Raw genomic sequence first — 24,228 nt, 5'->3', positions numbered from 1 at the left:
GAAGCGCTGGCGTGGGCAAAAAGTTACAACAGCTACTTGCTACTCCGGATAATGATTAAAATTCATATTTAGTAATTGATTGATTATCAATACATTGCATTAAAGCCTGTCGGCAAGCTTCCGGCAGTGCCGCATCATTGTAACTGCCTACTGCACAACCACTTCTACCCGACGGTTGCGCGACCGTTGTTTGGGGTCTTGGTTGTCGGCGACGGGGCGCATGCCGCCGTAGCCGCGGGCCGTAAGCCGCACCGAATCAATGCCTTGCTGCACCAGATACTGCCGCACCACACGGGCGCGCTGCTCCGAAAGCCGCAGATTCAGCGCCGCTTCGCCTACATTGTCGGTGTGGCCGGCTATTTCCAGGCGCAGTGCGGGCTGCTCGCGTAGAGTGCGAGCCAAGGCATTGAGCACAGGGCGCGAAGTCGGCAGCAGGGTGGCAGTGCTTTGGGTAAAATACAGGTTGGGCAGCGTCACGACGTCGCCTTTGCCCAACGCCGACATGTCGGGCAGCGCGGCAACTTCGTCGGCTACAGGTGCGAGTGCAGGCGGCGCCTTGGGCTGTGCTAAGATTGCCCGCGGCCGACGGACTGTTGGTAGCGCCGCTTTTAAAGGCGTAAGTATTGATTTTCTGGGAGTTGTTGTCGGGGCGGCTACTACGACGGGCGTACTGGTTGCTGTCGTTGAGCGGGCTGCAACGGTGGGCTGAGGCCGAGCCGATTTAGGCAGAATAGGTACGGCAGAGGTTGGCATAGCCGAATACAGATTAGCAGTCGGGATGGGCTGGGGCGCTTCGGTGGAGTTGGGTAGCTGCCAGGCCAGCAGCGCCCGCGTATCCTTTTCAACCTGATAATAGTCTACCTGCAGCGAGTAGTACCGGCCTGCCGTTAGCCGTTGGTGGGCCGTATAAACGGCGGCAGCCTGGTTTTGCCAAGAGTTTAAGATTTTCCGGCCGCCTACCCGTACGCGCATGCCGTCATCGGTCGTGATTTGAAAAGTGTAAACTCCTGTTACTGGCGCATATAGGTAGCCCGTCCAGTGCACCGAAAACTGCTCGCCGGGTACGTTCGGCCCGGGCGATATCCACCGGCCTTCCCCTCGGGGGCCAATGGTCCAGTTAAAATCGATTGTTTTGTCGATGCGGGTTAAGACCAGCTTCTCGAAGTTCTTGCCGTCGAAATAATCGCCTTTCAAACCGTCGCCGGCGGCAACCTGCGCCATGCTCACCTGCGCTACACCGAGTAGCATCAACGACAGCAACCGTACCAATACTTTCATGCGCAACCTCTGCTAAGTAAGTGATCCACACCGTTGTCGGGCTAACGCAGCAGCTTTTCTTGTTAGTATATAGAAAATAAAATATTGGCGAATACGCATCTGGCGATTAGATAATCGAGCGGAAAACCAAGCCCGCAGCAAGTCCGTTTATTTTTCGGTGTTTAGGATGTACCTTTGTTGTGATACTTATCCAGAAAGACCGAGGGATTGGGCCCTACGACGTCTTGGCAACCTGACCGCGAAGCAAGGTGCCAACTCCCATTTCGCCCTCTTGGAGGAAACGAAAGAAGATAAGTACGGAACCTGCACCCGCAGTTTTCTCTTTCTGGATAGGTTTTTTGTACCTGCCGTTTTGAAAGAGAATCTATGAAGACGCACTGTTCCGACTCGCCCCTCTACTCCATCCTGCAACAACGCATCCTGGTGCTCGACGGCGCCATGGGCACGATGATTCAGCGCTACACGCTGGACGAGGAGGATTTTCGGGGGCCGCGCTTTGCCAATCATCCCAAGCCTTTGCGCGGCAACAACGACCTGCTCTCGCTCACACGCCCCGATATTATTCGCAACATTCACGCGGAATATTTTGCTGCCGGGGCCGACATGGTGGAGACCAATACCTTCAGCGGTACCTCTATCGCGCAGGCCGACTACGGATTGGAACACGTTGTGTATGAGCTCAATTACGAATCGGCGCGGCTGGCCCGCGAAGTAGCCGATGAGTTTACGGACCAAGACCCCAGCAAGCCGCGCTTCGTGGCCGGCGCCATTGGACCGACCAACCGCACAGCCTCGCTTTCGCCCGACGTAAACCGCCCCGGCTACCGCGCTACCACGTTCGACGAGTTGGCCACGGCTTACCACGAGCAGGTGCGCGGCCTCATCGACGGCGGCTCCGACGCGCTGCTGATCGAAACCATTTTTGACACGCTCAACGCCAAAGCGGCGCTCTATGCCGTGCAGCGCTTCTTCGACGAAGGTGGCAAAGTTGTGCCGATCATGATTTCGGGCACGATCACCGATGCTTCGGGTCGCACGTTGTCGGGGCAGACGGTAGAAGCCTTCTGGAACTCGATTCATCACTTGCCACTCTTGAGCGTGGGCCTGAACTGTGCTCTGGGCGCTAAGCAGCTCAAGCAGTACATCCAGGAACTGAGCCGCATTGCCAACGTGCACATTTCGGCGTACCCGAATGCGGGCTTACCCAACGCGTTCGGCGGCTACGACGAGTCGGCGCAGGAGTTTGCTGAAGTGGTGGAGGATTACCTCCGCGATGGCCTGCTGAACGTGGTCGGTGGCTGCTGCGGCACCACGCCCCAGCACATCGGCGAGCTAGCCAAGTTGGCGCCCCAATTTGCGCCGCGCCCCTTGCCCACGGTACCGCAGGCGACGCGCCTCAGCGGCCTCGAACCCTTTGGTATTTACGAAGATAGCCTCTTTGTCAACGTCGGAGAGCGTTGCAACGTGACGGGTTCGCGGGCGTTTGCGCGCCTCGTTCGGACCGGGGCGTACGAGCAGGCGTTGGCTGTGGCGCGCGAGCAGGTAGAAGGCGGCGCGCAGGTGCTCGACATCAACATGGACGAAGGCATGCTTGACTCGGAGCAGGCCATGACCACGTTTCTCAACCTCATTGCCTCCGAGCCCGACATTGCCCGCCTGCCCATCATGATCGACTCGTCGAAGTGGAGCGTGTTGGAAGCCGGTCTCAAGTGCGTGCAGGGCAAAAGCATCGTCAACTCCATCTCGCTAAAAGAAGGCGAGGAGGTTTTCAAGCAGCGCGCCCGCACCGTGCGCCAGTACGGTGCCGCTGTCATCGTGATGGCCTTCGACGAAGACGGCCAAGCCGACTCGTTGGAGCGCCGCAAAGAGATTTGCCAGCGCTCCTACGACATTCTGGTCAACGAGCTGGATTTCCCGGCCGAGGACATCATCTTCGACCCCAATATCCTGACCGTGGGCACCGGCATGGAGGAGCACCGCAACTACGCCCTCGACTTTATTGAGGCCGTGCGGTGGATCAAGCAGAACCTGCCCGGCGCCCGCACCAGCGGCGGCGTGAGCAACATCTCATTCTCGTACCGCGGCAACGACGTGGTGCGCGAGGCCATGAACTCGGCTTTCCTCTACCACGCCATTCGGGCAGGGTTGGATATGGGCATCGTAAACCCCAGTCAATTAGCGGTTTACGACGAAATTCCGCCGGACTTGCTGGAGATGGTGGAAGACGTGCTGCTCAACCGTCGCCCCGATGCTACCGAGCGCCTCGTCGATTTTGCCGAAACCGTCAAGCAAAAAGACAAGGTGGAAGTGGTGGCCGATGCGTGGCGCAGCCTGCCCGTCGCCGAGCGCCTGCAACACGCCCTGGTGCGCGGCATCACCGATTTCATTGAGCAGGATACCGAGGAAGTGCGGCAGCAAGTCGGGCGGCCGTTGGAAGTGATCGAAGGCCCGCTGATGGCCGGCATGAACGTCGTGGGCGACCTGTTTGGCGCCGGCAAAATGTTCCTGCCGCAAGTGGTGAAATCGGCGCGCGTAATGAAGAAAGCGGTGGCTTATCTGGAGCCCTACCTGCTGGCCGACAAGCGCGGACAGGAGCGCCAAACCGCGGGCAAGATTCTGCTGGCCACGGTGAAGGGCGACGTGCACGACATCGGCAAGAACATCGTGGGCGTGGTGCTGGCCTGCAACAACTTCGACATCGTGGACTTGGGCGTAATGGTGCCGCTAGAGAAGATTTTGGAAGAGGCTGTTAATCAACAAGTTGATATTGTGGGCCTGAGCGGCTTGATTACGCCTTCGCTAGACGAAATGACGTACGTGGCCGCCGAGATGGAAAAGCGCGGCATGAAAATTCCGTTGCTTATCGGCGGGGCTACTACCTCGCGCCTGCACACAGCTGTCAAGATTGCGCCGGCATATTCCGGCCCCGTGGTGCACGTGCACGATGCCTCGCGCTCGGTGGGCGTGGCGGCGGGCCTGCTCGGCTCCAGCGAAGCGGCTTATGCGCAGACGGTTGCCGATGATTACCGCCAGCTACGCGAAGACCACGCCGGCCGGCAGCGCGACAAGCACTACCTGAGCATTGAAGCGGCACGCCAAAATCAGTTTAAAGCCGATTGGCAAACGACACCTATCACCAAGCCTACCTTCCTCGGTACCAAGGTGTTAGAAGATTACCCGCTGGCGGAATTGGCTGAGTACATCGACTGGACGCCGTTCTTTCATACTTGGGAGCTGAAAGGCCGCTACCCGCGCATTCTGGAAGACGAAACGCTGGGGGAAGCCGCTCGTAAGCTGTTTGCCGACGCGCAGACGATGTTGCAGGAACTAATTGATAATAAGTCAATTACGGCTAGTGCAGTGCTGGGCTTCTGGCCTGCCAATACTGTTGGCTACGATACCATCGAAGTGTACGCCGACGACACGCGCGAGCAAGTCACCACGGAGTTTTTCACGTTGCGGCAGCAAGGCGAGAAGGGGCCGAAAATCCCGAACCTGGCTTTCTCCGACTTTGTGGCGCCCAAGGAAACGGGCCGACAGGACTACATCGGTGGTTTTGCTGTGACGGCGGGCATTGGCATCGAAAAGCTGATCGAGAAATACGAAGCCGACCACGACGACTACTCCAGCATCATGGTGAAAGCCCTGGCCGACCGCCTCGCCGAAGCCTTTGCCGAGCGCCTGCACCAGCGCGTGCGCGAAGAATTCTGGGGCTATTCGGCCGACGAGAAGCTGACGAAGGAGGAGTTGATTCAGGAGAAATACCGCGGCGTGCGGCCCGCGCCCGGCTACCCCGGCTGCCCCGACCATACCGAGAAAATTACCCTGTTCAAGCTGCTCGACGCGGAGCAAAAAACAGGCATCACCCTTACCGAAAACCTAGCCATGTACCCGGCCTCGTCGGTGAGCGGCTTGTACTATGCGCACCCTGATTCCCGCTACTTCGGCTTGGGCCGCATCGGCCGCGACCAGGTGGAGGACATCGCCCAGCGCAAAAACATGCCGGTCGAGGAACTGCAACGTTGGCTCGCCCCCAACCTCAACTACGACCCGACCAGCATTCCCGTGACGGCGCTATAACGGCACGATTCCCCTCCTTTTTCAAGGAGGGGTGCCCGAAGGGCGGGGTGGTAAAGTCGTTGCTTGGTTGAACGCAAAACTCCTGTAAACAACGCCCTTTACCACCCCAACTCGCGCCGCTTGATGCGCGGAATTTAAAAAGGAAGCTTAGCTTATCATTACAACGACTCTCCAATTGAAAATTGGAGCTGCCCTATGAAAGTAACCGAACATTTAGAGCGCGCCAACGGCAAAACGCTATTCTCCTTTGAAGTGCTGCCGCCGCGTAAGGGCGAGAATATCAAGAACTTATTCTCGAACATCGAGCCTTTGATGGAATTTAAGCCGCCGTTTATCGACGTCACCTATCACCGTGAAGAATACGCGTATCGCAAGCGGCCCGGTGGGTTGCTGGAGAAGGTGACCGTGCGCAAACGGCCCGGGACGGTCGGCATTTGCGCGGCCATCAAAAACCGTTTCGACGTGGACACCGTGCCGCACCTGATTTGCGGGGGCTTTTCTAAGGAGGAAACCGAGAATGCGCTGATTGACTTGCACTTCCTGGGCATCGACAACGTGCTGGCCCTGCGTGGCGACCCCATCAAAACGGAATCCCATTTCGTGCCCGACCCCAACGGCCATGCTTACGCTTCGGACCTGATTGCGCAGGTAGCCTGCATGAACAAGGGCCACTACCTCGACGAAGAGCAGGAAGACTCGTTTGCGACCGACTTCTGCATCGGCACGGCCGGCTACCCCGAAAAGCACTTCGAGGCGCCCAACTACGGCGCCGACATGCGCTACCTGAAGCAGAAGGTGGAGCGCGGTGCCAATTACATCGTGACGCAGATGTTCTTCGACAACGAGCAGTTTTTTGCCTTCGAGAAGAAGTGTCGGGCGGCGGGCATCAACGTGCCTATTATTCCGGGTCTGAAGCCCATGACCACCAAAAGCCAGCTGACCATGCTGCCGCGCACGTTTTATCTCAACATTCCGGAGGCGTTGGCCGAAGCCGTGCACGACGCCCCCGACAACGCTGCGGCCCGCGACATCGGCATCGAGTGGTGCATCAACCAATCGAAGGAGCTGATGGCGCACGGCGTGCCCTGTCTGCACTATTACTCGATGGGCAAGGCCGAATCCATTCGTCGGGTGGCGGCGGCCTTGTTTTAACTATCATGTTATGAGATACTTATAAAAGTGTCTCTGAAATATATTATCACTGGAAAGACCGCTCGATGTAGCGGTCTTTCTTTATTTGGCGTATATCTGTCCGACGCAAGGGCAAATCGTTTCTTCGCAATCCGCACCCCCATGGACCGTCAGCAGCAACTCGACGACTTATTTGCGCAACTGCGCAACGCTGCCGCGCCCGCTGAGATGGAAGCGTTGCAAAACGGCATCTGGCAGCTGTGGCTCGATACCGGCGATCAGCTCCTGAACAAGAAGCTTGAGACTGGTATGCGGCTGCTGGCAGCCGGCGACTACACCACGGCCATTGCCAGTTTCACAACGCTGATCGAGCAGAAACCCGATTGGGCCGAAGGCTGGAACAAGCGGGCAACGGCGCACTACCTGCGCGGCGAGTACCGGGCCTCTTTACTCGACGTGGCCGAAACGCTGCGGCGCGAACCCCGCCATTTTGGGGCGCTGGCCGGTTGGGCTACCATGTTGCGCATGCTCGGCGACGACCGCGGCGCCCTGCACGTGTTGCAGCGCCTCTCAAAAATATGCCCTCAACTGCCGGGACTACAAGACCAGATTCACGATCTGCGCGACCGTCTCGACGACGCTCATGGTTAGCTAAGCAACTATTGCACAACTAAAAGGATACTTGTATATTTCCGGTGTGAAGGTATTGGGGTTTGGCCCCACCCAGGACTCAATACAGGCTTATAGTTCTCAAAAAGCCACTTCACTGAACCTTTTATTTATTTCCCACCCGCCCGTCGTTTGGCTGTAATAGAACGAAACTAAGAATGAATTAGTCTGGTTAAGCGCCTCTTTGAGGTGGCTGGCAGCGCGTTTCTTCTGGTTTAGCATTTCTACGCACCCTTATGAAAAAACACGTACTCATTTTTTTACTGCTTCTGTTGCCCGCCTTGTGCTGGGCCCAACGCGTCCGCAAAACCGAATGGGAAAGCGGCACCCTTGAAAAAGGCGATAAAGTAGGAGTCTGGGAATACTATGGCTACACCCGCGACGGCAGCCAGGTTATTTTGCAGAAGTACGACCACACCACCAAAAAGCTCCTGTTTTTCCGGCCCATCGAAGACATTTTCTACGACGTAGAATTGCAACCCGGCCAATGGACCAAAAGCCGCGTCGATCAGCCGCCGATGTTCATTGGCAGTGATCCGGCCCTGGCCACTTACACGGCCAAACTTAATTACCCCTTGGCCGCCCAGGACCGGAAGCTGCAAGGCAAAGTCATTGTGTCGTTTGCCATCGACACCCTAGGTCAGATATCGAACCACAAAGTGGTGGCTGGCGTGGGCGGTGGTTGCGACGAAGAGGCTCTGCGCGTGAGCCGCACCATTCCGAACCAATGGATTCCGGCCCGCAAAAACGGGCGTGCAGTACCCGTTGTTTACGAGATGCCGTTTGTGTTCCGGCTCAAGTAGCATCCTGGGGGCGGGCCTTTGCGTATGAAACGCCCATGAACTCCCTCACGCCCCGCTTTTCGCTTTTTGCCACCGGCTTACTAGTCGGAAGTGCCACCTTTTTGCTCACCGCCTGCGACTCAACGCCCCGCGAGCGGCAGGAGGTCGTGCGCAATGAAGCCCGCAAACTGGATACTCTCGCCGACCGCGCAGGCGACAAGCTCAAAACTGCTGGCCGGCGCGCGGCGCGCTACGACTCAGCGGCTCGGGTGCGGGCGCGCCAGCCACTCGACGCGGCAGCTTCGGCTACTTTAACGCAGGAATTGCTGGGCACGTATTCCAATATCGATGGCCTAACCGCCGAAACCATCGATCCGGCCTACACCCAGTTCATGCGCCAAGTTCGGGAGCGCCGCCGCCAATGGACGCAACGTGACTGGGACTATGCTACGGCGGTGTACAGACGCCTGAATGCCCGCCTCCGCGACGTGCGCCTCGATGTGCGCGCCCGCAATGAAGTGCACATCCGCGCCTTGCAAACCGAATTCTTAGGTTTGGAAAATGGGCGCGATGTAAAGGACTTGAGAGAAGCAATGAAAGATAAATAATTGATAATCAGTTATTTATATGAAATAGACTAGAGATAAAGAGCTAGCTCCCCTCCTTTTTTAAGGAGGGGTTGGGGGTGGTAAAAGTCGTTGAACAACAACTAGTTCTAGCTTTCTAATTCTAACCAATCACCCCCAACCCCTCCTTGAAAAAAGGAGGGGAGCTTTAGCTTCTAGACATAGTCATAAAAGTCTGATATAAAGCATTTTAAATCACCGAAATTGCGCCGCTTTCTTCTTTGGTTTGTACTGTTGGCGATAGGCATGGAGGTCCATGCTCAAACCCCGCTGATCGAAAGTGCCGAAACGGTGCCGGCGGCCAGCCAGTGGCTACAGCCTGGCGATCGGTTGCAGGTGCGACTCAAAGGGCAGCCCGGCAGCAAGGTTACGTTTTTGGGTAATCAGCCCATGACGGAGCTGGATGCCGCGCTGACGAAGGGCCAGCGTGGTATTTACCAAGGCACGTACGTAGTGCAACCCGGCGACACGCTGCACAATCGCCTGATTATCTTTCAGTTACTAACGCCTGATAGCCTGCAAGCCACGGCACAGAGTAAGGCGCAAATCCGGTTTCTGAACCCCAACGAGCCGCAACTTGCCGTTACCAAAGGCGCGCTGCCGTACCTGAATTACGGTTTGGGGGAAGACCGACTGGGCGGCGCCAAAATTGGCTACCTCGATTCGTTGGTGCAGCTGCACATCACGGGCCGTGTGGGCAACCTATATCGGGTGCAACTGGCTGAAAACCAAACGGCTTGGGTGCCGCAGGAAGTTGTGCGCCTGCTGCCGCCCGGCGGCTTTGTGCCGACCTCGCTGACCGGATCGTGGAGCGTATACGGCGATTCGCTCTACGACTATGTGCAGGTACCGCTTGAGGCCCGCCTACCGTACCGCTCTCAGCTTCTGACCGAACCCACACGCCTGGTGGTGGATGTATTTGGAGCCACTTCCAACACCAATTGGATTACGCAGCGCGACGGTCTGCAAGAGCTAGGCGACGTTCATTACGAGCAGCCCCAGCCTGATGTGTTCCGCTTGGTGCTTAACCTAAAGCATATCCAGAGTTGGGGCTATTCTATTGGTTATCGCAATAATACCTTGGTAATCAAGGTGAAACGTCCGCCGCAAAAATTGCAACTGCGCGGCCTCACTGTCGCGGTAGATGCCGGGCACGGCGGCACCAACGTGGGCGCTACCGGGGCCAGCGGCGCCCGCGAAAAAGATCTGACTCTAGCCATTGCCCAAAAACTGCGGCACGAGCTGGAACAAGCCGGCGCCCGCGTCATCATGACGCGCGAAGCCGACGTTACCGTCGAAAACGTCGATCGGGTATTGTTGCTGCGCAAGGCCAACCCGGATTTGCTGGTCAGCGTGCACGTCAATTCGGCGGGGGGCGGGGTGAGCCAAGGCACCAGCACCTATTACCGCTACGTGGCGTTCCGGCCGTTGTCGGTGGCGCTCTACGATGAGATGCGCAAAACCGGCCTGCGGGGTGCCGGCAACGTCGGGAGCTTCAACTTTGGCCTCAACGGACCCACTGACTACCCCAATGCGCTGGTGGAAACGGCCTTCGTTTCGAACCCCGAAGATGAGAAGCGCTTGATTGACCCGGCGTTTCAACAGCTGATGGCTGAGCACATGGTGGCAGGGCTAAAAAACTTTCTGCGCAACACGCGGGCAAAAGGGCTGCGGGGCTGGTTGCAACACGAGCCCGCCGAGCAGTAAGCGGGGCTTTTTGGACGTGCTACAACCGGCAACTGCCAGCTATAGTTTTTTAGCAAAAAATATCCATTGCTTCTCGCAGATCGGTTTGGAAAGATTCTACCTTGTTGAAATTCAACACGTATAGTAACCGCCTGCTGGTCGGGCCGAGGAGCTATCGGTATCTATTTTCCCCACCAAATCCCATCATCTCATGGCAACCGCTTCCATTCTGGACCGCAGCCGCACCATTGCGGGCCCAGGCTTCAACCGCTGGCTGATTCCGCCGGCGGCGTTGGCCATTCACCTTGCTATTGGGCAGGCCTATGCCTTCAGCGTGTTCAAAAATCCGCTGGGCTCGCTCATCAGCCACGACGTCGCCAAGCCCGCCCCGGAAGACTGGACGGCCGGCCAGATTGGCTGGATCTTCTCGATCGCTATTGTGCTGCTGGGGCTTTCGGCCGCGGTGTTTGGCAAATGGCTGGAACGCGTCGGGCCCCGCAAAGCCATGCTGGCGTCGGCGCTGTGTTTTGCGGGCGGCTTTTTTATTGGGTCGCTGGGCGTACACCTGCACTCGCTGCCGCTGCTGTATTTCGGCTACGGCTTCGTGGGCGGAATTGGGCTGGGCATCGGTTACATTTCGCCGGTCAGCACCCTGATTAAGTGGTTTCCCGACCGGCCGGGCGTGGCTACAGGCATGGCCATCATGGGTTTTGGCGGCGGCGCCATGATCGCTTCGCCGCTGTCGGTAGCGCTCATGGACCGTTTCAAATCGCCAACCGACAACGGCGTAGCCGCAACCTTTATCGTGCTTGGGCTTATCTATTTGGTATTCATGCAGTTAGGTGTCTGGACAATTCGGGTGCCCGCCGATGACTGGAAGCCCGAAGGTTACGTGCCCAACGCCCAGCACAGCGCCCTCATCACCACCGGCAACGTGCTGGCCGACGAGGCCATCAAAACGCCCCAATTCTGGATGCTGTGGGTTGTGTTGTGCATGAACGTGACGGCCGGCATTGGCATTTTGGAAACCGCCTCGCCGATGATTCAGGAGATTTTTTCTGACAAATTTATGGGCACCGGCAAAGGGGTGACGGCTGCCGCGGCGGCAGGTTTTGTGGGCTTGCTGAGCTTGTTCAACCTGCTCGGTCGCTTCTTCTGGTCGTCGGCCTCCGACAAATTGGGCCGCAAAACCAACTACATGATCTACTTCGGCTTGGGCATTGTGCTGTATGCGCTGCTGCCGACGCTGGGGCGTAATGTTTCGCTAACGTTCTTTGTGATAGCCTGTTGCGTAATTCTGAGTATGTATGGTGGTGGTTTTGCTACGCTCCCCGCGTACCTGAGCGACTTGTTCGGCAAAAAGCAGGTGGGTGCCATCCACGGCCGTGTGCTCACGGCGTGGTCAACGGCAGGCATTTTGGGGCCAACGCTGGTTAACTACCTGCACGACAATGCGAAAGCCAAAGGCCTGACCGGTGCCGCTTCGTTTCAGTCGTTGTTTTACACCATGGCGGGCCTGCTTGTGATTGGCTTTCTGGCCAACTTGGCCATAACGGCCGTCAACGAAAAGTATTTTGTGCACGAAGAAGCCGCCCGCAAAGTTCCTGCTTAATTTTCTTCTCTTTGTAACTGACTGACAATCATATGGAACCGAAAGTAGATCCCGTTGTGTCGGAGGAGCCAACCTCAGGGCTGGCGCTGGCCATTTCGTGGCTGTTTGTGGGCGTGCCGTTGCTGTGGGGCGTGTCGCAAACGTTTATAAAAGCCTTGGCGCTGTTCCAATAGAGCACGAGCTTTTACCTGCAAAAAGCCCTCAATGTAGCATTGAGGGCTTTTTTATGCATTGCAAGTCAGTGATTTAAGCCCGAAAGCGCCACACCGGAAAGACACTGCCCGCAGTGAATAGCTCCGGTTCGGGTGGCAACTCCAAAAATCCATCGCATTGCAGCAAACCGGCCAAATCACCGGAGCCGCCGGCCCGTTGCGGATGAGCCATTAGGCGGCCATCCGGTGCGGCTTCGAGGCGCACATTGAGAAAATGGGTAATGTGCGGCTTGAACGTGAAGTCGGCAGCCAAAACAGCATACGATAAAGCAGTAGGTTGTAAATCAGGGCGTTGGCTACACTGTAGCCACGGCTGCACGTAGCGGTAGTAATTGACGAAGGTTGAAACCGGATTGCCGGGCAAGGCGAATACCACGGCGCCCCCGGCCTGCTGCCCAAACCAGAACGGCTTGCCCGGCCGCTGCTGCACCTCGTGGAAAATCTGTTCGACGCCCAATTCGCGCAGCGTAGCCGGCAGAAAGTCGGCCTGCCCTTTCGAGACGCCGCCGCTCAGAATTACGGCATCAAAACCGCGCAACAGCCCCGGTAGGCCTAGGCGCAGCGCTGCTGGGTCGTCGTTGAAATGAAAAGCCTCAGCCGTGGCACCCGTCGCCGACAAAGCGGCCTGTAGCATGTAGGTGTTCGAGCGCCTAATCTGGTGAGCAAGAGGTATTTCGGTGATGTCCACTAGCTCATCGCCAGTGCTGACCACCGCCAAACGCGGCAGACGCGTAACCGGCAAAGTAGCCGCGCCAACCGTGGCCGCCACCGCTATTTCGGCCGGCCCAAGACGCGTACCCGCGGGCACCAATACATCGCCCTGACGGCGGTCGGCAGCACGGGCATGCACGTTGTGGCCCGCATGCGGCGGGGCCACGACGACGGTGGCAATTCGCTGGCCGTTGGGGGCGGTGGCGATGGTAAGGTCTTCGTATCGGACCACCGTATCGGTGCCGGGCGGCAGCACGGCGCCCGTCATGATCTCGACGGCAGCTTGCGGGCTTTGCAGGGGCTTGGGAGCCTGTCCGGCAAACTGGGTGTGTTCAATTGGAAAATCAAGAACGTTGTTTTGTATTGCGCTGAAATTCAAAGCGATACCATCCATTGCAACGCGGTCGAAGGGCGGGAAATCACGATCGGCGCGCAGGTCGGTGCGCAAGGTGCGGCCCGTGGCCTCGGCAAGCATGACAGTTTCGGCAGGCAAAAGCCGAGCAGTGGCGAGCACGCGGCGGGTGGCTTCTTCGACGGAGAGCATAGAAAGAAATTTAGCGTCAGCTTTGTGGGGGTGGTTGCGTAACGTCTGTACGAAATTGTTGTTTAGGTAAGTAGCGCAACGCCCTGCTGCAAGGCGCCTTCGTACAACGATTGTGCAAGCTCTCAAGCCCACTCAAAGCCCACAAAGCTGACGCTAAATTTCATGTCTGATACTTCTCCTAATTCTAAGCTTACTCACCTCAATGCCGCCGGTCAGCCCAGCATGGTCGATGTCGGTCAGAAAGCCGTAACGCGCCGCGTGGCCAAAGCCCGCAGCCGCGTTGTGCTAGGCGCCGAAATCCTGAAGTTGGTGCAGGCTGGCGACCTGCCTTCGCACAAAGGGCCGGTGTTCCAGACTGCGATTCTGGCCGGCGTGATGGCAGCCAAGAAAACGGCCGACCTCATCCCGTTGTGTCACCCGCTCGGCCTCGACGACTGCCAAGTGCGCATCGAAGTGACTTCCCACGACACCATTACCATCGAATGCACAGCCACGGTAACGGGCAAAACCGGAGTCGAAATGGAAGCCTTGACGGGGGCCTCGGTAGCTGCACTTACCGTATACGATATGTGTAAGGCCTTGTCGCACAATATTTTAATTCAAGAAACCCGCCTCATCGAAAAAACGGGCGGCAAACGCGATTTTCATCATGTCGACGAATAATTCCGGTTCCGCCGGTCATACCAAGCACGCGGCACTGGTGCGTCCAGAAATAGGCGAGTTCAACCGGCACGAACTAGCGATTTTGGGCGCGCCGTGTGGCAAAATCAAGGAGTTGGTGGCGCGTCTGTTGCCGCACCTTACGCCTGCGTTGCAGGTCGCGTACGTGGACGCCGACCACGCTGCGGGCGACGAAGCCGAGCAGGGCGGAGCAGGCGGTGCCAGCGCCGTATTGCAAGCCGGAGCTGCCGCCGAGCTGACCGACAAAATTCATTTTCGGCGCCTCGACGCGCGCCGGGAGCTGGACAAGTTTTCGCAGCAAGAATGGCTGGGCGCGCAGAGCTTTGTTTTGGTCAACGGCAATCACTTCCGGGCCAAGCAACAAATCATCATCATTGACCCCGCCAAGCCCCTCGACCGCAAGCTCGACCGTCTGACCGCTGTGCAACTCGTGCTTCTGAGCGAAGGCGTAACGGAAGTGCCAGCCTATCTGCAAGGGCATCTGGTTGATAATCAGCCTATCATGCAATTGTCTGATACAGAGTCTATTGCAGCTTATATCCGCGAGTGGTGGCAGAAAAGCTTACCGTCTTTGCGCGGTTTGGTATTGGCCGGCGGCAAAAGCCAGCGCATGCAAACCGATAAAGGTCGCCTGCGCTACCACGAGCTAGAGCAGCGCGAATACGCCGCCCAATTGCTTGCGGCCGTGTGCCAAGACGTGCACGTTTCCTGCCGCCCCGATCAGCTTGCTGATCTGCCGCCTGGGCTTACGCCGCTACCGGATCGCTTCCTGGATCTGGGGCCGATGAGTGGGCTACTCAGCGCCATGCAACTCGACCCAAATGCCGCGTGGCTAGTTGTGGCCTGCGACCTGCCTTTCCTCTCCGCAGCGACGTTGCAGCACCTCGTCGAGCACCGCAACGCAGGCAAAGTGGCCACCGCCTTCCAAAGTCCGGACAATGAGTTTCCGGAGCCACTGATCACGATTTGGGAGCCGCGGAGTTACGCCGTATTGCTGCGGTTTTTGGGCTTGGGGTATTCGTGTCCGCGCAAAGTGCTAATCAACAGCGACATAGAATTGCTTGCTGCGCCTGCGCCCCAAGAGTTGCGCAACGTAAACACACCCGAAGAGCGCGAGGCTGCGCAGCAGGAACTGAGTGGTAAGAGCATGTAGCGCGGCGAAGACTGGCGCTTACGGGTGCGCCGCTACCCAAACCTGACCGTCTTCGTAAAACTCTTTCTTCCAGATGGTTACTACCTGCTTAATCGTGTCGATGATGTACTGGCAGGCGGCAAACGACTCGGCACGGTGCGGCGTAGAAACGGCCACGATCACGGCCACGTCGCCGATGTAGAGCGTGCCTTTGCGGTGAATTACGGCTATTTGTTGCAGCATCGGCCAGCGTTCCTGGGCTTGTTCGGCTACTTTGCGCATCTGGTGCACGGCCATGCTGTCGTAGGCTTCGTACTCGAGCCGCACCACAGACCGGCCGGTCGATTGGTTGCGCACCGTGCCGATGAAGGCATTGACGGCGCCCGCGCCATCGGCCTGCACAGCGGCCAAGGCCGCAGCGACATCAATCGGCTGATCGGTTAATTCAATAAGCATACAAACCTTCTTGAGCTCAGAATCTCTACTTGCTTATCTTTGCAAGTAGTTGTTAATTAAATGGTTACGAATAATGCCCTTATCCGCCGCTGACCGGCGGAATCAGCGCAATTTCGTCGCGTTCGTGCAGGCGGTAGTCGGTGGCAGCGTACTCGTTGTTTACGGCCACGGCAAAGCTGGTGAGCTGGCGCAGGCCGGGGTAGGCACTTTGCAGCTGTTGCATGAGTTGCTCCACCGACTGGCCTTCGGGCGCGGTAAGCTCTAGCTGCGATTGGCCCACAATTTCTTTTGTGATGCCGAACAAGGCAATTCGTAAGTTCATTGGTTATACAACAATATTGGGTCACCTTACGTGTGAAAGGGCTGAACCGAAAAGCTGCTCAAACGTTTTTTGTTCGATTGGCGTTTTCATCTCATTGCTTCTACTTGCTTTATGGCTGTTGCCTCGCCTGTGCTATACGATAACCACGGCCGTCCGCTCGAATACGTGCGGCTGGCCGTTACCGACCGCTGCAATCTGCGATGTTTTTATTGCATGCCGGCCGAAGGTATTCAGTATCTGCCAAAACGTGAGTTGCTGACCTACGAAGAAATGGAGCGCGTAGTCGCCATTTTAGCCGGCTTGGGCGTGCGCAAAGTGCGCCTGACCGGCGGCGAACCTTTCGTGCGCCGCGACTTGGTGCCGTTTATCGAGCGTCTCAGTCAGATCGAGGGTATTCACGATATCAGCCTGACTACCAACGGGGTACTCACGGCACCCCACATTCCGGAACTGGTGCGCTTGGGGATTCGCACCGTCAACTTGAGCCTCGATACGCTCGACCGTACCCGCTTCGCGCGCATTACCCGCCGCGACGAGCTGCCCGCCGTGATGGATACGTTTTTCGCACTCTTGTCGGCTGGTATTCGGGTGAAAATCAACGCCGTCGTGATGGATGGCCAAAACACCGAAGACTTGGTGCCATTGGCCGAGCTTACCCGCGAACTTCCTGTGGATGTGCGCTTTATCGAGGAAATGCCCTTCAACGGCGGCAGCCACGACGCCGTACTGCTGCCCTGGAACCATGTGCGCATCCGCGAACACCTGAGCCAGCATTTTCCGGGCTTGCACGCCATCCCAACGGACGCGGGCGCCACAGCCACCGAATATGCCATTCCGGGTCACATGGGTACGGTGGGCATCATTGCGGCGTATTCGCGTACGTTTTGCGGCACCTGCAACCGCATCCGCCTGACGGCCGAAGGTGGCCTGAAAACGTGTCTCTACGACCAAGGCGTGCTCGACGTGCGGGCTTTATTGCGCAATGGCTCAACGGATTCCGAGATTCGAGAGGCGCTGGTTTCTGCGTTCCAGCACCGCGCCGCCAACGGCTTCGAGGCCGAGCAGCGCCGCCCGTTGCACCAGCTCAGCTTCGAGTCCATGTCCACGATCGGGGGATAGTTTTACGACTTAACCATACATTTTTTATTGCCAAAACACCCAGGATAAATTATTGATTATCAATAATTTATCCTGGGTGTTTTGGTGTTCCGCGATCCGAATGCTGCTTGCCTTACTTGTATTGCAGTGGCGTAGCCGACGGTTGAGCCGCAACGCCGAGGGCGGGCTCCGACGCGTCCTGAGGAAGGGCGAGGGTAACAGGTGCGGTGGCCGGCGTGGAGGCTGCCGGGGCCGTCGACGAACGGCCTTTCAGACGCAGGAAGGGCTGCTCAAACAGACGGTAGCTCAACCACGCGACCGCACCACTCACCGGCAGCGACAGGCCCGAATACAGCAACACAAAGCTGACGTTAACGGGCCCGGTCCAGTAGTGCCGTACCACCAGCAGCACGGCCTGAATGCAGATAAAGTGGAGGCAGTAAAAGCCGTAAGTATAAGTACCCCAATAGCTTAGAAAGCGATTATTGCTAATTTTCCAGAGGGATCGGGTGGTGTAGCTCTGCTCCAGAATCACGAATACAAAGAAAAACGCCAACAGCACCCGCTGCACCACGACAAAGGGCGTGATGGTCCATTCCTGCGGAATCACGATCAGCACCAAGCCAATGCCGTAGCCGATGGCCACGCTCTTGCGCGACCAGTTTTGCACCCAGTTGCGGAACCCCTCGTAGTTGAAGCACAACCACGCCGTGGCTCCGCCCATCACCAAGTCCGACATGACGGAGAACGTATGCTGGTAGAGTATCAAGAACTCATGGGCGTGCACGTAGCGAAATGCCATCGACGCCGCAATAAGTAATAGAAAGACAGCCAAGCGGTTGCGCCGAAAGATGAGCAGGAGTAGCGGCCACACCAGATAAAATTGCTCCTCAATGGCCACCGACCACAGCACGTTCAGGTTCACCGCCGATGCTTCTGTATTGTTGAAGATGGCGTCGAAGTTGGCCAGAAACGTGACAAACAGCATAGGATCGGCTGGCTCATGCCAGGGCTGGCCCGAATGCGTTTTGGCCCACCGCATTACCACAAAGCCAAAAAACACGCATGCGTAATACAGCGGCCAGATGCGAAAGATGCGCCGCCGGTAGAACGCCCCGATGGCGTAGCGCCCGTTCTGGCGCTCCTCTTCGAGCAGCAGATACGTGATCAGGAAGCCCGAAAGCACGAAAAAGAAGTTAACGCCTAAGTTGCCGTTTTTAAAGACGTTCAGGCCGTAGCGGTACACCCACGATTCTAAGACGCCCTCTCTGGTAACGGCAAAAAAGCTGTGGCAGCAGAACACTGCTAAGCACGCTATAGTACGCAAACCGTCCAGGTTGGGAAAGTAAGTACGAGTAGACAAAGCGGTACTGGTTAAAATTTGTTCATAAAAATATGCTAATAAGCTGAGAGCCAATCCTTCAGCGAATCAACCGTTTCCAAGAGCGTCATAAATTATGCCCTAATAACGTAAGGTCTTAAAATAAAGTTAAAATTTCACTTTTCTGTGCTATTATAGTGTAATTTACAGTTGAGCTTGCATATGAGTTCTGTTATAAAAACGTCACCAACTCACCTGGACAGTTAAATATTGAGTACAACCAATTGATATACTGATGGTTGCGGGTATTTATTGATTTTCTATAAACTCTTCTAAGCCGTTATCCTTGAAAGAAAATGATTTTGCTAGGTTTGCTATCTGCGGTTTCAGTCCAAGAAATTCCTGATTAAGCTTTTCCTAAGCCAGTGGCACGAATGCCTGTTTATGAAGTTTGCTGAAATGCCTCGTTCGTTGCCTGTGGTGGGCAGCCGTCTGCCGGTATTGTTTGCCGTGGTAAAGTTTGCGACGGGCTTTCTGTCGATCAACCCGGCGTACGAGCTGCACCGCGACGAATACCTGTACCTCAACTACGGCCGCCATCTGGCCTGGGGGTATCTGGAAGTGCCGCCGCTGCTGGCTGCCCAAAGCTGGGTTACGCTCGCGCTGGGCGGTGGCTACTTTTGGGTAAAATTCTGGCCTTTGCTGTGGGGTAGCCTGACGGTGTACGTGGTCGTGCGGCTTGCCCAACGGCTGGGTGGCAATACCTGGGCGCAACTGCTGGCTGGGTGCTGCTTTTTGTTCTCGGCCTTTAGCCGTTTGCACCTGCTGTATCAGCCCAATGCCTTCGAGGTATTTGGCTTTACCTTAAGTACTTACCTGCTCGTGCGTCTGGTGCAGCCCGATGCTCGTCCGCGCCACCTGTACGCGCTGGGCATCACGCTGGGGCTGGCAGTGCTGAACAAATACACTACCTTTTTCTTTGTGGCGGCTTTGCTGCCTGCACTGTTCCTGACGCCGCTGCGCCGCTTGCTCACAACGCGGTCCTTCTGGCTGGCGGCAGGGCTGGGGCTACTGGTTTGCGGTCCCAACCTGTGGTGGCAGGTAAGCCACGGACTGCCGTTTCGGCACCACATGGCGCTGTTGCGCGAAAGCCAGCTGGTGCACGTTTCGCTCGCCGATTTCTGGAAGGACCAGCTCCTGATGTGCTTTCCGGCCCTTATTGTGTGGGTGCCCGGATTGTGGGCGGCGCTGCGGGGCCGGCCGGCGCCGGAAGCGCGCTGTGTAGGCATTCTTTACGTAGCAGGGCTGCTGATCCTGAGTGTGTTACACGGCAAAAGCTATTACGCACTGGGTTACTATCCGGCCTTATTTTCGGTGGGTGCCGTATGGTGGCAGGCCACGTTGGCCCGACGGCCGCGCTTGGGATGGATGCTGCGGCCCGTACTGCTGGCGATCCCTTTTCTGCTGTTGCTGCCGGGGTTTCCGTACTTCTTGCCCGCGTTTTCACCTAGCGAAATGGAGCGGCTCGGGCACGTGCCGTTTTACCAGAAATCGGGGGCAACGCGCTGGGAAGACGGCCAACTGCACCCCCTGCCGCAAGACTACGCCGACATGTTGGGCTGGCAGGAACTAGCCGATAAGGCGTGGCTGGCCTACCAAGCCCTACCCGATTCGACGCGCGCAGCAACTCTAATCAAATGTGATAACTACGGCCAGGCCGGAGCCATTAACTACTACAACCGCCATCGGGCGATGCCAGCGGCCACCAGCTTCAACGGCAGCTACGCTACCTGGTTTCCGGACCCGCCCGCCCGGCCTTACCGGCACTTGTTGCTGGTTGGCGAAGGCTACCCCAATGACTTAATCCCCTATTTTCAGTCCCTTCGGAAAGTAGGCGAAATCACCAATCCGTACGCCCGCGAGAAGGGCACGACCATCTACCTAGGCACGGGTCCTTCGGCGGCCTTGCTGGACCGCGTTCAAAGAGAGCGTCAGCAAGCGTTGGCCGCTTGGCAAGGTGGGTTTGGTAAGTAATTGATAATAAGATAGTTGAAAAGGGTTACTTTCCGATGCCTACCCAGCCGCGGCGCATGGCGTAGTAAATAGTGGTACCCACTACCAAGCCTACCAAGTAGCCATACGGCAAGCCGGCGCACAGTAGGCCCACGAGCAGCGCCACCAGCAAATCGGCGCGGGTGCCGGCGATGTCGCGCAGCAGAGCTGCCAGCGTCAGGGCTTCGAACAACAGCAGTACCCCCAACACCGGCAGCGGAAATATCTGGACGACCTGCGCGAAGCCTTGGCTGAAAAACAGGCCCAGCACCAAAAACAAGCCGCCGTACAGCACCACCGAGCCGCCCGTGCGGGCCCCAAACGCGTAGTGACCCGCCAAGCCTCCCGACCCATGGCACACCGGAAACCCGCCCAAGAAAGGATTCACCAAATTCATGAGGGCGTAGGTGAAGCTGATCTGCCGCACCGTAATGTGGCGCTCCGGAAAGTGGTCGTGCAGTACCTGTTTGGTGGCCAAAATAGAGTTGCCCAACGACAGCGGAATCTGGGGTAAGGCCAGCAGCACGGCCCCCGTCAGGATGTCGGCGCGGGAAGGCGTATGCCAGCTGGGCCCATGAAACGCAAAGGCTTTCTGGGCGGTGGCCAAGTCCAGCTTAAAGATCAGTGCGTAGATAACTCCCAGAGCAATAACAACTAACGCCGCCGGCCAACGCCGATTGCCCAGCAGTGCAACCGTCGCGGTAAAAGCCGCCGCGGCCAGCGCATAGCCTCCTAGTCCGTCGGCGGGCACGTAGTCTTTCAGGGCCAGCGTAGCGAGCTGTAAGGCCAGGCCAAACTGAATCCCACGGATTACCGGCTTTGGTACTAGGCGCGCCAGTGCATCAATAAGACCCGTAGCGGCCAGCACCAACATGCTGACGCCAATGGCCAGGCCACCGCCATAGATGACGCGCCCTGGAATTTTTTGGGCGATTACCAGCGCCGCAAACGCCTTGAGCGGCTGCACCGGCATGGGCAAGCCGTACCACAGCCCCGAAAACACCTGCATCAACCCAAACATGACCAAGACGCTGGCGCTGTCCATGCCCGAGGCTGCGATCACGCCGATAATCAACGGCAAGTCCGTGCCCAGGTCGCCGAAAGCCCCGGCCAGCTCGTTGCGGTCGAAGCGGATGCGGCGGCGTAGTGGGGGGGTGGCGGTAAGCGGCATGCTGTATTAGGTGGGCTTGTAACTGATTAATAGATAGGTAATTATGATTCAGATGTCTCAGGCTTCGCTCAAGCCGAATTTTCTCAATACTGCGGCATCGTTGGGTCTACTTCGGTGGCCCAGGCATGAATACCGCCGGTAAGGTTGGTTAGGTTATTGAAGCCTAACGTACTGTGTAGTAACTGAATAGCTTTGGCGCTGCGGCCGCCGTGATGGCAGTACACGACCACCGGATGATGGCGCGGCAGTCGGGCGGCCATTTCCGCGAGCTTTTGCAAAGGTACCAACGTGGCGCCGGCCAAATGCACCAGCGCATACTCATCGGCCTCGCGCACGTCGAGCAGAAACGGCGGCGTGGCCGAGGCCAGCTGCGCTTGCAGCTCCCGCGCCGAGATGGCAGCAAATACCGGCTGACACAGCTCGGCGTAATCAGCTTGGTCGGCCGTGTCGAGGTTGACGAGCGCGCGCTCGGGGTGGCGCGGAAAACGCAATGCCCGCGTCTGAAAGGTCAGCGCATCGAACACCCAAAGCCTGCCGCTGAGGACTTCGCCCAGGTTTAGGATAACCTTCAGCGTTTCAGTGGCTTGGGCGCAGCCGATGATGCCAGGTAACACGCCCAGCACGCCGGTCGCGTCGCAGTTGGGCGCCTCGGCGGCCGAAGGCGGCTGCGGAAACAGGCATCGGTATGTGGGGCCGCCCTGGTAATTAAATACCGAAACTTGGCCTTCAAACTTATAAATGGCGCCCGAAATCAGCGGCTTGCCCAGACTAACGCAGGCGTCGTTGAGCAGGTAGCGGGTCGGGAAGTTGTCGGTGCCGTCGACTACCACGTCGTACTTGGCTACCAGCTCGCGCACCGTCGCCCGATCGACGCGGTATGGGTAGGCTTCGTGCCGCACCAGCGGGTTGAGGCGATGAACTACTTCGGCTGCCGCTTCGGCTTTGGAGCGGCCCACGTCGGCGGCGCCGTACAGGATCTGGCGCTGTAAGTTGCTGATTTCCACGTGGTCGGCGTCGGCAATGCCGAGTGTGCCCACGCCGGCCGCGGCTAGGTATTGCAGCACCGGGCAGCCCAAGCCGCCCGCGCCCACCACCAGCACCCGCGCGGCTTGCAGGGCCAGCTGCCCGGTCTCCCCGATTTCGGGAAGCTGCAAATGGCGGCGGTAGCGTTGCTGTTCGAGGGAAGTAAGCACCATCAGGCTAATTAAAGGGAGAGAAGTAGGTGGCGTTTATCTGAATATATAAATAATTGATAGTCAAAACCTTGCAAAACCATAGCAAAAAAACGCCGTTGATAGGAAAAAGCAGCTGCAAGGTCGGTTGCTGCTACAAACTTCTAACGCGCCAGAAGGTTAGAGAGGCAGCGGCTTGCAAACGCGCCTCGGCTGCTCCTTCAACGCTTAAAACGTCCTACCCGTGCTGCCTGTTTTCCTGCCTGCCACCAGTTACGAATACGCTACCGTGCAAAAAGTAGCGGGCGATCACTTCGTAACGGAATCGGATGTGGTAGCGGCCGAAGAACCCTTGGAAATCCGGGTGGGCTTTGGGCCGACGGGTGCGCGGGAGCACCGCACGCTGGCCATCACGATGCGCACACCCGGCCACGACTTCGAGCTGACGGCGGGCTTTCTGCTCACCGAAGGCCTCATCCAAAGCCGCCACGATCTGACCGGCGTGATCTATTGCCCGGATGTGGAAAAAGAAGAGGAGCGCCACAACGTGGTGCGCGCCGAGCTCGCGCCGCACGTTGTGGCCGATATGCCGCGCCTCGAACGCCACTTCTACACGTCGTCGAGCTGCGGCGTCTGCGGCAAAACCAGCATCGACGCGGTGCATGCGTCTTCCTGTCCCGTGCTGCCTACGGCGGGTCCGTACGTGGCGGCCCGCGTTATTCATGAATTGCCGGCCCGCCAACGCGAAGCCCAGGCGCTGTTTGAACAAACCGGTGGCCTACACGCAGCGGCGCTGTTTTCGGCTACGGGCGAACTGCTGTTGCTGCGCGAAGACGTAGGCCGGCACAACGCCCTGGATAAGGTGATTGGGGCTGCTTTGCTTAATGAGCAACTGCCTCTGCATGAGCACATTGTGTTGGTGAGTGGGCGGGCCAGCTTTGAGCTGGTGCAGAAAGCAGCCGTGGCGGGCATTCCGGTGCTGGCCGCTGTGGGCGCGCCGAGCAGCCTGGCCGTGCAAGCCGCCGCCGACTTCGGCATGACCTTGTTGGGCTTTGTGCGGCAGCAGCGCTATAACATTTATACCGGTGCGTGGCGTATTCAGGCGGAAACCCCCGCCGATCCTTCCACCCATCACGCCACCCATTCTGCATGAAGCTCCGCATCGAAGACAACTCTGTGCGCCTGCGCCTGTCCGACGACGAGGTGCAGCACTTCGGCCGTACCGGTCGCGTCTCGTCCAGCGTCCGGCTTGGTCCGCACCCCGACGATCAGTTGAAATACTCGCTAGAACGCCTGCCCGAAGGCGACCCCAGCGACACCGTTCGCATACTCTACGCCAGCGGTTCGATGGCCGTGCGCGTGCCCGCCGCCCTGGCCCAGCAATGGGTCGCGGGCTCGGACATTGGCTTTTCGGAGAAGCTGCATGTGACTGAAACCCAGGAATTACGTATTCTAGTTGAGAAGGACCTCGATTGTCGGCACTGATCTGGTT

Annotated in this window: 21 protein-coding genes and 1 riboswitch; of the genes, 14 read left to right on the top strand and 7 right to left on the bottom strand. The window is 57.8% G+C overall.

Annotated features, from left to right (window positions below):
- Positions 1-147: 147 nt before the first annotated feature.
- A complete protein-coding gene (locus tag H9I52_RS16625; RefSeq protein WP_187454761.1) occupies positions 148-1,278 on the bottom strand; it encodes a PA14 domain-containing protein in 1,131 nt (376 codons plus the stop codon).
- A gap of 183 nt (positions 1,279-1,461) precedes the next feature.
- A riboswitch (SAM riboswitch) is annotated at positions 1,462-1,575 on the top strand.
- Between the two features lie 69 nt (positions 1,576-1,644).
- Here H9I52_RS16625 and metH point away from each other — a divergent pair.
- The 8 genes from metH (at position 1,645) to H9I52_RS16585 (ending at position 12,037) form a co-directional block, all read left to right on the top strand.
- Complete coding sequence (metH, locus tag H9I52_RS16620) at positions 1,645-5,358, top strand: methionine synthase (protein ID WP_187454760.1); 3,714 nt, start codon at positions 1,645-1,647, stop codon at positions 5,356-5,358.
- Positions 5,359-5,553: 195 nt separating this feature from the next.
- Positions 5,554-6,510, top strand: coding sequence for a methylenetetrahydrofolate reductase [NAD(P)H] (gene metF, locus H9I52_RS16615; protein ID WP_139515497.1), 957 nt, complete (start codon positions 5,554-5,556; stop codon positions 6,508-6,510).
- A 141-nt stretch (positions 6,511-6,651) separates the two neighbouring features.
- Complete coding sequence (locus H9I52_RS16610) at positions 6,652-7,140, top strand: tetratricopeptide repeat protein (protein WP_139515498.1); 489 nt, start codon at positions 6,652-6,654, stop codon at positions 7,138-7,140.
- A gap of 254 nt (positions 7,141-7,394) precedes the next feature.
- Positions 7,395-7,961: an energy transducer TonB gene (locus H9I52_RS16605; protein WP_187454759.1), complete on the top strand. Its 567-nt coding sequence runs from the start codon at positions 7,395-7,397 to the stop codon at positions 7,959-7,961.
- A 35-nt stretch (positions 7,962-7,996) separates the two neighbouring features.
- Positions 7,997-8,548: a hypothetical protein gene (locus H9I52_RS16600; protein ID WP_187454758.1), complete on the top strand. Its 552-nt coding sequence runs from the start codon at positions 7,997-7,999 to the stop codon at positions 8,546-8,548.
- Between the two features lie 264 nt (positions 8,549-8,812).
- Complete coding sequence (locus H9I52_RS16595) at positions 8,813-10,273, top strand: N-acetylmuramoyl-L-alanine amidase (RefSeq protein ID WP_222940528.1); 1,461 nt, start codon at positions 8,813-8,815, stop codon at positions 10,271-10,273.
- Positions 10,274-10,463: 190 nt separating this feature from the next.
- Positions 10,464-11,864, top strand: coding sequence for an OFA family MFS transporter (locus tag H9I52_RS16590; protein WP_187454756.1), 1,401 nt, complete (start codon positions 10,464-10,466; stop codon positions 11,862-11,864).
- 32 nt (positions 11,865-11,896) lie between these two features.
- Positions 11,897-12,037, top strand: a complete 141-nt coding sequence (locus H9I52_RS16585; RefSeq protein ID WP_139515503.1) for an oxalate:formate antiporter — start codon at positions 11,897-11,899, stop codon at positions 12,035-12,037.
- A gap of 73 nt (positions 12,038-12,110) precedes the next feature.
- Here the strand turns inward: H9I52_RS16585 and H9I52_RS16580 are convergent, their stop codons facing one another.
- Complete coding sequence (locus H9I52_RS16580; RefSeq protein ID WP_187454755.1) at positions 12,111-13,331, bottom strand: molybdopterin molybdotransferase MoeA; 1,221 nt, start codon at positions 13,329-13,331, stop codon at positions 12,111-12,113.
- 162 nt (positions 13,332-13,493) lie between these two features.
- Between H9I52_RS16580 and moaC the strand changes: the two genes are divergently transcribed.
- Positions 13,494-13,994 (top strand): cyclic pyranopterin monophosphate synthase MoaC, encoded by a 501-nt coding sequence (moaC, locus tag H9I52_RS16575; protein WP_139515505.1) that lies wholly within the window; start codon positions 13,494-13,496, stop codon positions 13,992-13,994.
- Complete coding sequence (locus H9I52_RS16570) at positions 13,981-15,165, top strand: NTP transferase domain-containing protein (RefSeq protein WP_187454754.1); 1,185 nt, start codon at positions 13,981-13,983, stop codon at positions 15,163-15,165. The genes moaC and H9I52_RS16570 overlap by 14 nt, the downstream gene beginning before the upstream one ends.
- A gap of 18 nt (positions 15,166-15,183) precedes the next feature.
- Here the strand turns inward: H9I52_RS16570 and H9I52_RS16565 are convergent, their stop codons facing one another.
- Positions 15,184-15,600, bottom strand: coding sequence for a molybdenum cofactor biosynthesis protein MoaE (locus H9I52_RS16565; protein ID WP_139515506.1), 417 nt, complete (start codon positions 15,598-15,600; stop codon positions 15,184-15,186).
- Positions 15,601-15,679: 79 nt separating this feature from the next.
- Positions 15,680-15,922 carry a MoaD/ThiS family protein gene (locus H9I52_RS16560; protein ID WP_187454753.1) on the bottom strand — a complete coding sequence of 81 codons (243 nt, stop codon included), beginning with the start codon at positions 15,920-15,922 and terminating at the stop codon, positions 15,680-15,682.
- A gap of 129 nt (positions 15,923-16,051) precedes the next feature.
- Between H9I52_RS16560 and moaA the strand changes: the two genes are divergently transcribed.
- A complete protein-coding gene (gene moaA, locus H9I52_RS16555) occupies positions 16,052-17,041 on the top strand; it encodes a GTP 3',8-cyclase MoaA (RefSeq protein ID WP_187454822.1) in 990 nt (329 codons plus the stop codon).
- Positions 17,042-17,153: 112 nt separating this feature from the next.
- Here the strand turns inward: moaA and H9I52_RS16550 are convergent, their stop codons facing one another.
- On the bottom strand, positions 17,154-18,383 hold the full coding sequence (locus H9I52_RS16550) for an acyltransferase family protein (protein WP_187454752.1): 1,230 nt from the start codon (positions 18,381-18,383) through the stop codon (positions 17,154-17,156).
- A 417-nt stretch (positions 18,384-18,800) separates the two neighbouring features.
- On the opposite strand from H9I52_RS16550, the gene H9I52_RS16545 reads away from it, so the two are divergent.
- Entirely contained in the window at positions 18,801-20,375 is a 1,575-nt protein-coding gene (locus H9I52_RS16545; protein WP_187454751.1) for a glycosyltransferase family 39 protein, read from the top strand.
- 25 nt (positions 20,376-20,400) lie between these two features.
- On the opposite strand, the gene H9I52_RS16540 is transcribed toward H9I52_RS16545, so the two are convergent.
- The gene (locus H9I52_RS16540; protein ID WP_187454750.1) at positions 20,401-21,564 is read right to left on the bottom strand and encodes a putative sulfate/molybdate transporter; all 1,164 of its coding nucleotides are present in this window, start codon (positions 21,562-21,564) and stop codon (positions 20,401-20,403) included.
- Positions 21,565-21,647: 83 nt separating this feature from the next.
- Positions 21,648-22,760: a molybdopterin-synthase adenylyltransferase MoeB gene (gene moeB, locus H9I52_RS16535; RefSeq protein ID WP_222940526.1), complete on the bottom strand. Its 1,113-nt coding sequence runs from the start codon at positions 22,758-22,760 to the stop codon at positions 21,648-21,650.
- Between the two features lie 220 nt (positions 22,761-22,980).
- Here moeB and fdhD point away from each other — a divergent pair, with 220 nt between their 5' ends.
- Both fdhD and H9I52_RS16525 read left to right on the top strand, forming a co-directional pair.
- Positions 22,981-23,889, top strand: coding sequence for a formate dehydrogenase accessory sulfurtransferase FdhD (gene fdhD / locus H9I52_RS16530; protein ID WP_316248045.1), 909 nt, complete (start codon positions 22,981-22,983; stop codon positions 23,887-23,889).
- The gene (locus tag H9I52_RS16525) at positions 23,886-24,221 is read left to right on the top strand and encodes a DUF7009 family protein (RefSeq protein ID WP_187454749.1); all 336 of its coding nucleotides are present in this window, start codon (positions 23,886-23,888) and stop codon (positions 24,219-24,221) included. The genes fdhD and H9I52_RS16525 overlap by 4 nt, the downstream gene beginning before the upstream one ends.
- The last annotated feature ends 7 nt before the right edge of the window (positions 24,222-24,228 follow it).

The sequence above is a fragment of the Hymenobacter sp. BT491 genome, from assembly GCF_014349165.1.
GTDB classification, from domain to species: domain Bacteria; phylum Bacteroidota; class Bacteroidia; order Cytophagales; family Hymenobacteraceae; genus Hymenobacter; species Hymenobacter jejuensis.
This window is presented reverse-complemented; position numbering and strand designations above follow the sequence as displayed.

Coding starts and splice junctions, on each gene's coding strand:
- H9I52_RS16560 (WP_187454753.1), bottom strand. CDS start 15,922: ATGAACTTACGAATTGCCTTGTTCGGCATCACAAAAGAAATTGTGGGC.
- moaC (WP_139515505.1), top strand. CDS start 13,494: ATGTCTGATACTTCTCCTAATTCTAAGCTTACTCACCTCAATGCCGCC.
- H9I52_RS16525 (WP_187454749.1), top strand. CDS start 23,886: ATGAAGCTCCGCATCGAAGACAACTCTGTGCGCCTGCGCCTGTCCGAC.
- H9I52_RS16580 (WP_187454755.1), bottom strand. CDS start 13,331: ATGCTCTCCGTCGAAGAAGCCACCCGCCGCGTGCTCGCCACTGCTCGG.
- H9I52_RS16605 (WP_187454759.1), top strand. CDS start 7,395: ATGAAAAAACACGTACTCATTTTTTTACTGCTTCTGTTGCCCGCCTTG.
- H9I52_RS16570 (WP_187454754.1), top strand. CDS start 13,981: ATGTCGACGAATAATTCCGGTTCCGCCGGTCATACCAAGCACGCGGCA.
- H9I52_RS16600 (WP_187454758.1), top strand. CDS start 7,997: ATGAACTCCCTCACGCCCCGCTTTTCGCTTTTTGCCACCGGCTTACTA.
- H9I52_RS16565 (WP_139515506.1), bottom strand. CDS start 15,600: ATGCTTATTGAATTAACCGATCAGCCGATTGATGTCGCTGCGGCCTTG.
- metH (WP_187454760.1), top strand. CDS start 1,645: ATGAAGACGCACTGTTCCGACTCGCCCCTCTACTCCATCCTGCAACAA.
- H9I52_RS16625 (WP_187454761.1), bottom strand. CDS start 1,278: ATGAAAGTATTGGTACGGTTGCTGTCGTTGATGCTACTCGGTGTAGCG.
- H9I52_RS16595 (WP_222940528.1), top strand. CDS start 8,813: ATGGAGGTCCATGCTCAAACCCCGCTGATCGAAAGTGCCGAAACGGTG.
- H9I52_RS16610 (WP_139515498.1), top strand. CDS start 6,652: ATGGACCGTCAGCAGCAACTCGACGACTTATTTGCGCAACTGCGCAAC.
- moeB (WP_222940526.1), bottom strand. CDS start 22,760: ATGGTGCTTACTTCCCTCGAACAGCAACGCTACCGCCGCCATTTGCAG.
- H9I52_RS16585 (WP_139515503.1), top strand. CDS start 11,897: ATGGAACCGAAAGTAGATCCCGTTGTGTCGGAGGAGCCAACCTCAGGG.
- H9I52_RS16590 (WP_187454756.1), top strand. CDS start 10,464: ATGGCAACCGCTTCCATTCTGGACCGCAGCCGCACCATTGCGGGCCCA.
- H9I52_RS16540 (WP_187454750.1), bottom strand. CDS start 21,564: ATGCCGCTTACCGCCACCCCCCCACTACGCCGCCGCATCCGCTTCGAC.
- metF (WP_139515497.1), top strand. CDS start 5,554: ATGAAAGTAACCGAACATTTAGAGCGCGCCAACGGCAAAACGCTATTC.
- H9I52_RS16545 (WP_187454751.1), top strand. CDS start 18,801: ATGCCTCGTTCGTTGCCTGTGGTGGGCAGCCGTCTGCCGGTATTGTTT.